The organism is Occultella aeris (assembly GCF_902703175.1).
Classification (GTDB): domain Bacteria; phylum Actinomycetota; class Actinomycetes; order Actinomycetales; family Beutenbergiaceae; genus Occultella; species Occultella aeris.
The window spans coordinates 15252-26088 of record NZ_CACRYJ010000021.1 but is presented as its reverse complement, the minus strand read 5'-3'; the positions used below and the strand labels follow the sequence as shown (position 1 = coordinate 26088).

General features: G+C 72.0%; 9 protein-coding genes. 6 read left to right on the top strand and 3 right to left on the bottom strand.

Translation table 11 applies throughout. The features are described from left to right. Positions 1-9 precede the first annotated feature (9 nt). Together HALOF300_RS07820 and HALOF300_RS07815 are read right to left on the bottom strand one after the other, a co-directional pair. Positions 10-1104, bottom strand: a complete 1095-nt coding sequence (locus HALOF300_RS07820) for an ABC transporter permease (RefSeq protein ID WP_231955128.1) — start codon at positions 1102-1104, stop codon at positions 10-12. Next, positions 1101-2030, bottom strand: a complete 930-nt coding sequence (locus HALOF300_RS07815) for an ABC transporter ATP-binding protein (protein WP_156740400.1) — start codon at positions 2028-2030, stop codon at positions 1101-1103. The genes HALOF300_RS07820 and HALOF300_RS07815 overlap by 4 nt, the downstream gene beginning before the upstream one ends. 285 nt (positions 2031-2315) lie before the next feature. On the opposite strand from HALOF300_RS07815, the gene HALOF300_RS07810 reads away from it, so the two are divergent. The 3 genes from HALOF300_RS07810 (at position 2316) to HALOF300_RS07800 (ending at position 5531) form a co-directional block, all read left to right on the top strand. Beyond that, entirely contained in the window at positions 2316-3134 is an 819-nt protein-coding gene (locus HALOF300_RS07810; RefSeq protein WP_156740423.1) for a sulfite exporter TauE/SafE family protein, read from the top strand. A gap of 88 nt (positions 3135-3222) precedes the next feature. Continuing rightward, a complete protein-coding gene (locus HALOF300_RS07805) occupies positions 3223-4494 on the top strand; it encodes an aspartate kinase (protein WP_156740399.1) in 1272 nt (423 codons plus the stop codon). 2 nt (positions 4495-4496) lie between these two features. Beyond that, a complete protein-coding gene (locus HALOF300_RS07800; protein WP_156740398.1) occupies positions 4497-5531 on the top strand; it encodes an aspartate-semialdehyde dehydrogenase in 1035 nt (344 codons plus the stop codon). Between the two features lie 69 nt (positions 5532-5600). Here HALOF300_RS07800 and HALOF300_RS07795 read toward each other — a convergent pair whose 3' ends face one another. Beyond that, entirely contained in the window at positions 5601-7478 is a 1878-nt protein-coding gene (locus HALOF300_RS07795; RefSeq protein ID WP_156740397.1) for a S9 family peptidase, read from the bottom strand. A 212-nt stretch (positions 7479-7690) separates the two neighbouring features. On the opposite strand from HALOF300_RS07795, the gene HALOF300_RS07790 reads away from it, so the two are divergent. The 3 genes from HALOF300_RS07790 to prpB are packed head-to-tail and all read left to right on the top strand — an operon-like array spanning position 7691 to position 10826. Beyond that, positions 7691-8404, top strand: a complete 714-nt coding sequence (locus tag HALOF300_RS07790) for a GntR family transcriptional regulator (RefSeq protein WP_156740396.1) — start codon at positions 7691-7693, stop codon at positions 8402-8404. 14 nt (positions 8405-8418) lie between these two features. Next, a complete protein-coding gene (locus HALOF300_RS07785; protein ID WP_156740395.1) occupies positions 8419-9933 on the top strand; it encodes an MmgE/PrpD family protein in 1515 nt (504 codons plus the stop codon). Next, positions 9933-10826 carry a methylisocitrate lyase gene (gene prpB / locus HALOF300_RS07780; RefSeq protein WP_156740394.1) on the top strand — a complete coding sequence of 298 codons (894 nt, stop codon included), beginning with the start codon at positions 9933-9935 and terminating at the stop codon, positions 10824-10826. The genes HALOF300_RS07785 and prpB overlap by 1 nt, the downstream gene beginning before the upstream one ends. Positions 10827-10837: the final 11 nt, after the last annotated feature.

Sequence of the window (10837 nt, the reverse complement as noted above, 5' to 3'; positions counted from 1 at the left end):
GCGCGGTGCCTACGCCACCCGCGTGCCCCCGGGCAGGGTGCGGTAGGGCACCTTGAGCCGGCGGATCGCGACGGCGAGCCCGGCCGCCCCGAGGAGCAGGTTCGCGCCCAGGCCCCACGGCCAGATGGGCGCGCCGTCATCGAACGTCGGTGGCGCTTGACTCTCCCACCAGCATTCCTGCACGACCTCCGGTGGGCCGTTCCGCATCTCGTTCGTGGCCGCGCGGATCGCCTCGAACGGGCCCGAGTCCTCCGGGTCGAGACCGGGCTGGGCGCCCGTGTCCGCGAGGATCACGAACGGGTTGATCGCGAGCAGCCACCAGGTCCGCTCGGTGTGGCTGACCTCGCGCTCGGCCGTGAAGTTGGTGCACTCGTAGCTGTCGTCGCCGGCGGTCGGCTCCTGGGTGGCGCCGTAGACCACCACCTGCTCCGTGGTGGTCACCGCCGGGAACGTCAGCACGAACAGGATCGGCGTCAGCACCGTGAGCGAGGCGACGGCGATGTACGTGAGCACGCTGGAGCCGGCAGTGCGTGCGGTGAGCGCGGAGAATCCGAGCCCGATCGCGCAGACCACTCCGAGCATCAGGGCGAGCACGGTCAGGGACAGAGAGAACCCGCCCACCGTGGTGCCGCCGAGCAGGGCGCTCCAGATCAGGAACGGCAGCGAGACCGCGAGGAACGCGAGCGCCGCGGCCCAGCCGGCCAGCAGTTTCCCGACGGCGATGTCCGCCGGCGAGAGGAGCGTCACCTGCAGGATCGCGAGGGTGCCGGCGTTGCGGTCGCCATTGATCGCCGTGGACGCGAGCGTCGGCGCCACCACCAGGCCGAGGCCGAGCACGAACATGAGGACCAGGCCGAACGCCCACTTCGGGTCGCCGCCGAGGGATGCGAACGCCCCACCGATGAGGACGCTGACCAGGCCGACCAGGGCGAACCAGACCGCCAGGGCGACCCGCCACCGCGTGGACCGGATCCGCTGCCGCAGTTCCAGCACCGCGATCGTGCGGACGCCCTGCCAGGAGATCGCAGGTGCCGCGGTGTCGGGAGCCGGCGATCCGCCGCCGGGGCCACTCGGTTCCAGGGGAACGGTGAAGGTCGTCGTCATCGTCGGTCCGTATCCAGGGAGAGGTAGGCCTGCTCGAGCAGACCGCTGACGGGGGCGAGAGAGACCACCGGAACCCCGGCCCCGACCGCTGCGGCGAGCAGCGCCGCAGCAGCCGCGTCGTCGGTGAGGTCCACGAGGACCGAGCCGGCGCCGTCGGGCGCGTCGGTGTCCGGAACAAGAGTGATCCGTGCCTCGAACGCCCACCGCTGCAGCGCCGGGCCGTCGAGGGAGCGCAGCCGCCACCGGCGGGTCGCCGCACCGGCGCGGAGCTGCTCGGCGGTGACGGTATGACCACGGGAGAGGAACACGGCGTCGTCGACCATCTCGTCAAGCTCGGCGAGCACGTGGGAGGAGATCAGCACGGTGGTGCCCGCGGCGGCCAGAGCACGCAGCAGGGAGCGCATCTCGATGCGGGAGCGCGGATCGAGCCCGGACGCGGGCTCGTCCAGGAGCAGCACGTCGGGGGAGTTGATCAGCGCGCGCGCCATGCCCAGCCGCTGCTTCTGCCCGCGCGAGAGCGTGTGCGCGGGCGCGGTGGCCAGGTCCTCCAGGTGCACCGTCTTGAGCAGCTCCCAGGCGCGGTCGCGACCCTGCTCGGGCCCCAGCCGGTACGCGCCGGCCATCGTGGTGAGCACCTCGAACGCGGTCAGGGAGTCCCAGGTACCGAACGCGTCGGGCATCCAGCCGATCCGGGACCGGGCGGTCGCCGACGACGCGGGATCGGCCCCGGCCACGAGCACCGAACCGTGGTCCGGGACGAGCAGCCCGGCGAGGATCAGCAGCAGCGTCGTCTTGCCGGAGCCGTTCGGGCCGATCAGCGCGGTGACCGATCCGGGCCGTACCGCCAGGTCCACGCCGGCCACGGCTCGCACGGTACCGAAGGAGCGGTGCAGGTCCCGGGCCAGGATCGCCGGCACCGCTGCCATGGGTGGGCCGGATGGGACGGGTCTGCCCGGCGTGCCAGGTGGGCCGGGTGGGTCAGGCGTGCCGGATGGGCCCGAGAGTGCGGTCGCGATCGGATCCGTCGGCGGACCGTCCTCATGGTGCGGTGTGGACATGCACCTCACGGTAGGGCGCCGCTGCGCCTGCGTGCGGCGGATCACCAGCGTGCCCTGCGTGGGTCCTGTGTCCGGATCGTGTGCCCCGCGGCTCGGACCGGCTCGGCGGCGGGCGAGCGGAGGTGGTAGACCTGCTCCGTGCCCGACGCCCCGATGCTCGCCGACGCCACGATCACCCTCCCGGGGACCGGCGGTCTCGAACTGACGCTCGGCGTCATCGCACTGCTCGTGCTGGCCGGGTTCGCCGCCGGCTGGGTCGACGCCGTGGTCGGTGGCGGCGGCCTGATCCAGCTCCCGGCCCTGCTGCTGTTCGTCCCGGACATCACCGCCGTGCAGGCCCTGGCCACGAACAAGGTCGGCTCGATCATGGGCACGTCCACCAGTTCCCTCACGTACTACCGGCGGGTCCATCCGGACATGCGCACGGCGGCGCCGATGGCCATCGCCGCCTTCGTCGCGGCCGTCGGCGGTGCGGCGCTGGCCTCGAACATCCCCGAACAGGCCCTGCGCCCGATCATCATCGTGGTGCTGATCCTCGTCGCCATCTACACCGCGGCCAAGCCCAAGCTCGGGGCGGTCACGGACCTGCGCTGGAGCGGGAACCGGCACTACGGCGCGGCCATCGCGCTCGGCCTCGCGATCGGTGCCTACGACGGGCTGCTCGGCCCCGGGACCGGCAGCTTCCTGGTCATCAGCCTGGTCAGCGTGCTCGGCTACGCCTTCCTGCCGGCGAGCGCGCTCGCGAAGATCGTGAACTTCGCCACCAACCTCGGCGCGCTGGTGTTCTTCGTGCCGTACGGCGCGGTGCTCTGGGGGATCGGGATCATGGTCGGCGCGGCGAACGTCCTCGGCGCCTACATCGGCGCCCGGATGGCCGTGGCCAAGGGCAGCGGGTTCATCCGGATCGCGTTCCTCGTGGTGGTCGCCGCCCTCATCATCAAGCTCACCTGGGACGTCGTCAGCGGCAACTGACGGTTTCGGGATGCGGACGCAAGCGTGTCCACCCACTGGTCCGCTCTAGAATCAGACGTTCCAATTTCCCACCCCCATCGGAGCCTCCGTGGCACTCATCGTCCAGAAGTTCGGCGGATCGTCGGTCGCTGACGCGGCCAGCATTGCGCGCGTGGCCAAACGGGTGACCGAGACCAAGACCGCCGGCAACGAGGTGGTCGTGGTGGTCTCCGCCATGGGCGACACCACGGACGAACTGCTCGACCTCGCCGCCGCGATCTCCGACAGCCCACCGAACCGGGAGATGGACATCCTCCTCACCGCCGGCGAGCGGATCTCGATGGCGCTGCTCGCCATCGCGATCCACGAGCTCGGCACGGATGCGCAGGCGTTCACCGGCCAGCAGGCAGGGGTCATCACCGACACCTCACACGGCAACGCGCGCATCATCGATGTCTCGCCCAGCCGGATCCAGCGGGTCCTCGAGGGCGGCGCCGTGGCCATCGTCGCGGGCTTCCAGGGCGTCACCCAGCACACCAACGACGTGACCACTCTCGGCCGCGGCGGTTCGGACACCACCGCGGTGGCACTGGCTGCCGCGCTCGGCGCCGACGTGTGTGAGATCTACACCGACGTCGACGGCCTCTTCACCGCCGATCCGCGGATCGTGCCGGCCGCCCGCCGGATCGGCCGGATCACCACCGAGGAGACCCTCGAGCTGGCGGCCAACGGCGCGAAGGTCCTGCACCTGCGGGCCGTGGAATATGCCCGCCGCTACGGCGTTCCCATTCACGTGCGCAGTTCGTTCTCGCTCAACGAGGGCACGCTCGTGACCGATGTAGACCCCGAGGAAGGACCAATGGAAAACCCCATCATCTCCGGCGTGGCCCACGACAGCTCCCAGGGCAAGGTCACCGTCGTCGGCGTCCCGGACGTGCCGGGCAAAGCCGCGCAGCTGTTCGAGGCCGTCGCGGCCGCGGGCGTGAACATCGACATGATCGTGCAGAACGTGTCCGAGCAGGAGACGGGACGGACCGACATCTCCTTCACGCTGCCGACCGACCAGTCGAAGGCGGCGAAGGAGGCGCTCGAGGCGACGGCCGCCGAGCTCGGCTACCAGAGCCTCAGCTATGACGAGGGTGTGGGCAAGCTGTCTCTGGTCGGTGCCGGGATGCGCTCCCACCCGGGGGTCTCCGCACGGCTCTTCGGCGCCCTGCGGGACGCCGGCATCAACATCGAGATGATCTCCACCTCGGAGATCCGCATCTCGGTGGTCACCCGCAGCGAGGACCTGGAGTCCGCGGTCCGCGCGGTGCACACGGCGTTCGGGTTGGACGCCGACGAGGTCGAGGCCGTGGTCTACGGCGGAACGGGACGTTGAGCATGGGCGTACGGATCGGCGTCGTCGGCGCCACCGGGCAGGTGGGCGCCGTGATGCGCCGGCTGCTCGAGGAACGTGACTTCCCGGCGGACGCGGTGCGGTACTTCGCGTCCGCTCGCTCGGCCGGCACCACCCTGCCGTGGAAGGGCGAGGACATCGTGGTCGAGGACGCCGCCACCGCGGACGTCTCCGACCTGGACATCGCGGTGTTCTCCGCCGGTGCGAACACCTCCCGGACCCAGGCCCCGCGGTTCGCCGCAGCCGGCGTGACCGTGGTGGACAATTCCTCGGCGTTCCGGATGGACCCGGACGTGCCGCTGGTGGTCTCCGAGGTGAACCCCGAGGCGATCGCGGACGCGCGCAAGGGCATCATCGCGAACCCGAACTGCACCACGATGGCCGCGATGCCGGTGCTCAAGGCCCTGCACGACGAGGCCGGCCTGCAGCGTCTCATCGTGTCCACCTACCAGGCGGTCTCCGGCAGCGGTGTCGCCGGAGTGGAGGAGCTCGACTCCCAGATCCGGGCCGCCGTCGGGCAGGACACCAAGGCGCTGGCCCAGGACGGCAAGGCGGTCACCTTCCCCGAGCCGAACAAGTACGTGGCACCGATCGCGTTCAACGTGGTCGCGCTCGCCGGCAACCTGGTCGACGACGGCTCCGGTGAGACCGACGAGGACCAGAAGCTGCGCAACGAGTCCCGCAAGATCCTCGGCCTGCCCGAACTGCTGGTCTCCGGCACCTGCGTGCGGGTGCCGGTGTTCACCGGGCACTCGCTGTCCATCAACGCCGAGTTCGCGCAGCCGCTCAGCGTGGCCCGCGCCACCGAGATCCTCGCCGCCGCACCCGGCGTGCAGCTCTCCGAGGTGCCGAACCCGCTCGAGGCGGCCGGGCAGGACCCGAGCTTCGTCGGCCGGATCCGTCAGGACCCGGGCGTCCCGGATGGACGCGGCCTGGCCCTGTTCGTCTCCAACGACAACCTGCGCAAGGGTGCCGCGCTGAACACCATCCAGATCGCGGAGCTGCTCGCGGCCCGCTGAGGGTTCGGTGGTGGGCGGCCGCGAGCGGCTGCCCACCACCGGCCACCGAACCAGGGTGGACGCCAGGCGTCAGGCGCGCGCGCCCGGCAGGTGCCGGAGCACGAACTCGATCTCGGCACGCATCTGCCGCACCCGCTCGTGGTCCACGTGGGACCCGTGGCCGGCGTCGTAGGTGTAGGTCTCCACGGTGGCGCCGCGGCCGCGCAGCGCGGTCACGTAGTTCTCGATCTGCCGGTACGGGCACCGCGGGTCGTTCTGCCCCGCGAGGATGAGCACCGGGGCCCGGACCGCGTCGACGTAGCTCAGCGGCGAGGAGACCCGGTAGGCGTCCGGCACCTCCTCCGGTGAGCCGCCGAACAGGGACCGGTCGAACGCCTTCAGGCTGTCCATCTCGTCCTCGTAGGCGGCGATGTAGTCGGCGACCGGCACCCCGGCGACGCCGAGGGTCCACCGCTCCGGCTGGGTGCCGAGCCCGAGCAGCGTCAGGTACCCACCCCAGGAGGCCCCGACCAGCACGGACCGGTTCGCGTCGAGCGTGCCGTCGGCGACCAGGGCGTCGTGCACGGCGGCGATGTCGGCGAGCTCGGTGAAGCCGACCTTCGCCTCGAGCGCGTCGCGCCACGCCGAGCCGTACCCGGTGGAGCCGCGGTAGTTCACCTTCAGGACCGCGAAGCCGTGATCGGTCCACGCCGCCGCGTACGGGTCGAAGGAGTCCGAGTCGTGCCAGGTGGGGCCACCGTGCACGTCCACGACCACCGGGTAGGGGGCGGAGCCGGTTGACGGCCGGCGCAGCAGGCCGTGGATGCGTCCGCCCGGACCGTCCGCCCAGACGTCCTCCACTGGCACGGACGCCGGCGGCCGGGGCCCGCTCAACGTGATCAGTGCGGCGCTGGTGGCGGCCGAGATCACCTCGCGCGGCTCGGCGGCCGACGAGCGCGCGATCCAGACGTCGCCGTCCGGCCGGGGCGTGGCCCCGGAGACCGTGCCGACGGCGGAACCCACCTGTCGTACGGAGCCGTCCTGGAGGTCGTAGCGGAACAGCAGGGTGCGCGCCTCGTGGTCCTGCGCGATGAGCAGGGAGCGCCCGTCGGGGAAGAAGTCGGCATCGGCGACGTCGCCCGGCAGACCCGGGTCGATCGGGCGGATCAGGCCGGTTCGCACGTCCCAGATCAGCAGCCGGGTGGCGCCGGAGCGCTCGTGCCGCACCAGGAGCCGCGGGTCCCCGGGCAGTGGCGCGAACGCGATCGCCCACAGCCCGAGGCCGGGACCGTCGTCGAGGTCCGCGACCCGGGCGCCGTTGTCCACGGAGAGCACCCGGATCGCCGGGTGGCGGTTGTCGCCGCGCTCGCTGTGCTCGACGGCGACCAGGTTGCCGTCGCGGCTCAGGGCCGCGGCCTCCGCGTCCTGGGCGTGGTGGTACAGCGGCACCGGCACGGCGTCGGGCACCCCGGCGCGGACGGCGTGGATCTGGGTTCCGTAGCCATCGTCGCTGCGGCCGATGACGGCAGTGCCGTCGTCGTGGAGCAGGAGTCCGGCTGCGTAGGCGGGCGGCAGACTGATGGGATGCTCGGGCCGGCGCGTCACCGTCGAGGCGAACGGCTGCCGACGCCAGGTGCCGAACTCGTCACCGTCGGTGTCGTCGAACCACCAGATCCACGCGCCCGTGGGGTCGATCGTCGCGTCGGTGGTGCCGTGCGGGCGGTCCGTGGCCCGCACCAGGGCGCCGGTGGATACGGTCCAGGAGTGCACCTGCTGCGCTCCGCCCGCGGTGGCGATGACCACCGCCCGGTCCGGGTTGCCCCGGGCCCATTCGGGCAGGCCGACCCGGCGGGCGCGGAAGCGCTCCTCCCACGGCGGCGGTGGCCACGCGTCGGCGGTGTCCCCAGGAGCTCGGTTGGCGCGGTCGGCGGCCCGGTGGGCGCGGCCAATGGCACGTTCGATCGGCATGTTCGCAGCCTACGACCACGGCGACGGCGGGGTTGCCGTGCTCGAGGTGGACATACCCGCGCGACCGGTGCGGCGGATCGTTCGGTTGGCTCCGCGACTCCCGGATCGAATCCGGTATTGTATACATTGGATTCTGTTTTTCGCGATCCGCTGGTCAGATGAGGCTCTCGTGTATACGCTGTGGTCAAGATCTGACCAAGGAGGGCGACGCGATGCGGGCTGGTTCACGTGCCTACGTCGCGCTCCGTGAGGACATCCTCGACTGGCGGCTGCCGCCCGGGACACCGCTCGGCGAGGTGGAGCAGGCGCAGCGGTTGGGTGTCTCCCGCACACCCGTCCGCGAGGCCCTCGCCCGGCTCGCCGCCGATGGCCTGGTGCGCGGCGCCGGTGCCCGCGGCGCCGTCGTGAGCGACCTCGCGCCCGCGGACGTGAGCGACCTGTTCGACCTGCGCATCGCCGTCGAGACGCGCCTGGCTCGGCTCGCGGCCGAGCGACGCGACCCAGGGCCGTTCCGGACGCTCGTCACGGACCTGGGCGCCGCCGTCGACCTCGATCTCGGCGGCCCCGAGGACCGGGCCGCCTACTACGACCTGGTGCAGCGCCTGGACGACGCCATCGACGCGGCCGCCGCGAGCCGGTTCCTGACCCAGTCGCTCGACGGGGTGCGGCTGCACCTGCGGCGGCTTCGGCGGGTGGCCCGGGACCACCCGGCCCGGCTGCTGGAGTCCGTCGGCGAGCACCGAGGCGTGGCCCGGGCCATCCTTGACGGGGACGCCGAACTCGCATCGAGCGCCACCCTCGTGCACCTGCGCGCGAGCCTGCGCCACATCCTGCACACCTACGAGACCGCCCCGCCGCGAGCGGCACCGCCCGCACCAGCACCGACGGCGCCGCCCGCGCCATCGGTCGACGAACCCACCGCGTGAAATCGGAGACGCCCATGATCACCCACCAGGTACGCACCCACCGCAGCGACGAGGACCTGCCCCGCTCCGAGCAGCTCGCCTGGAAGTTGGCGGAGCTCGCCTCCGACCCGGTGCCGGTGACCCCGGAGGTCACCGAGATGATCATCAACCGGGTGATCGACAACGCCGCGGTCGCGACCGCCTCGCTGCTGCGGGCCCCGGTGGTGGCGGCGCGCTCGCAGGCCCTCGCGCATCCGTACACGCCCGGATCGACGGTATTCGGGCGCAGCCCGGACCTGCGGGTCAGCCCCGAGTGGGCCGCGTGGGCGAACGGGGTCGCGGTGCGCGAGCTCGACTATCACGACACGTTCCTGGCCGCCGAGTACTCCCACCCGGGTGACAACATCCCGCCGATCCTGGCCGTCGCCCAGCACGCCGGCGCCTCCGGCGCGGACCTGATCCGCGGCATCACCACCGGGTACGAGATCCAGGTGGACCTGGTCCGGGCGATCAGCCTGCACAAGCACAAGATCGACCACGTGGCCCACCTCGGGCCGAGCGCCGCCGCCGGGATCGGCACCCTGCTCGGGCTGGACACCGAGACGATCTTCCAGGCCATCGGCCAGGCCCTGCACACCACGACCGCGACCCGGCAGTCGCGCAAGGGCGAGATCTCGACCTGGAAGGCGTACGCGCCAGCCCTGGCCGGCAAGCTCGCGATCGAGGCCGTGGACCGGGCGATGCGCGGTCAGACGTCCCCCGAGCCGATCTACGAGGGCGAGGACGGCGTGATCGCCTGGCTCCTCGACGGTCCGGACGCGGCCTACGACGTGCCGCTGCCCGGCCCGGGGGAGCCGCGCACGGGGATCCTCGACACGTACACGAAGGAGCACTCGGCGGAGTACCAGTCGCAGGCGCTCATCGATCTGGCCCGGCGGCTGCACCGGACCCGCCCCGAGCTGGCCGACCCGGGCCGGATCGCCTCGATCGTGATCCACACCAGCCACCACACCCACTACGTGATCGGCTCGGGCGCGAACGACCCGCAGAAGTACTCGCCGTCGGCCACCCGCGAGACGCTCGACCACTCGATCCCGTACATCGTCGCGGTGGCGCTCCAGGACGGCGCCTGGCACCACGAGCGCTCCTACGCCCCGGAGCGGGCCAACCGTCCGGACACGGTGGACCTGTGGCGCAGGATCACGACGGCCGAGGACCCCGAGTGGACCCGCCGGTACCACTCCACCGACCCGTCCGAGAAGGCGTTCGGGGGCCGGATGGAGATCACCACCGTCGACGGGCAGCGGATCGTCGAGGAGATCGCCGTGGCCGACGCGCACCCGCTCGGCGCCCGTCCGTTCGAGCGTGCGCAGTACGTGGAGAAGTTCCGCACCCTGGCCGACGGCGTCCTCGAGCCGGCCGAGATCGACCGGTTCCTCGCGGTCGCGGCCCGGCTGCCGGAGCTCGAGCCGGGCCAACTGTCCCAGCTCACCGTGGTCGCCAGGTCCGGACTGCTCGGCACCGTGCGCTCACCGAAGGGCCTGTTCTGATGTTGCACGCACCCACCAGTGCGTCGGACAAGCGGCGCCGGCTGCGCGAGGCGCTTGCCGGCCAGGATCTGCTGCGCCTGCCAGGGGCGTTCAACCCACTCTCGGCACGGCTGATCGAGGAGAAGGGCTTCGAGGGGGTCTACATCTCCGGTGCCGTGCTCTCGGCCGACCTCGGCCTGCCGGACATCGGCCTCACCACGCTGACCGAGGTGGCGGCCCGGTCCGGGCAGATCGCCCGGATGACGAACCTGCCCGCGATCGTGGACGCGGACACCGGCTTCGGCGAACCGATGAACGTCGCCCGCACCATCCAGGTCCTCGAGGACGCCGGGCTCGCCGGCGCCCACATCGAGGACCAGGTCAACCCGAAGCGGTGCGGGCACCTTGACGGCAAGTCCGTGGTGGGGCTCAGTGACGCGGTCAAGCGGATCCGCGCGGCCGTCGACGCCCGCCGGGACCCGGACTTCCTCATCATGGCCCGCACCGACGTGCGCGCCATCGAAGGGCTCGACGCCGCGATCGACCGGGCGAAGGCACTTGTGGACGCCGGCGCGGACGCGATCTTCCCGGAGGCGATGGCCGATCTCGGCGAGTTCGAGGCCGTGGCGTCGGCGGTGGACGTGCCCGTGCTCGCGAACATGACCGAGTTCGGCAAGTCCGAGCTGTTCAGCACCGCCCAGCTCGCCTCCGCCGGGGTGCGCATCGTGATCTACCCGGTCACCCTGCTGCGGCTGGCGATGGGGGAGGCCGAGCGGGGGCTGGACGAGATCGTGGCGGCCGGCACCCAGGCCGGCGCGGTGCCCCGGATGCAGACCCGCGCCCGGCTCTACGAACTGCTCGACTACGCCGGCTACAACGAGTTCGACTCCGAGATCTTCACCTACCGGCCCTGAGCCGGCACCCA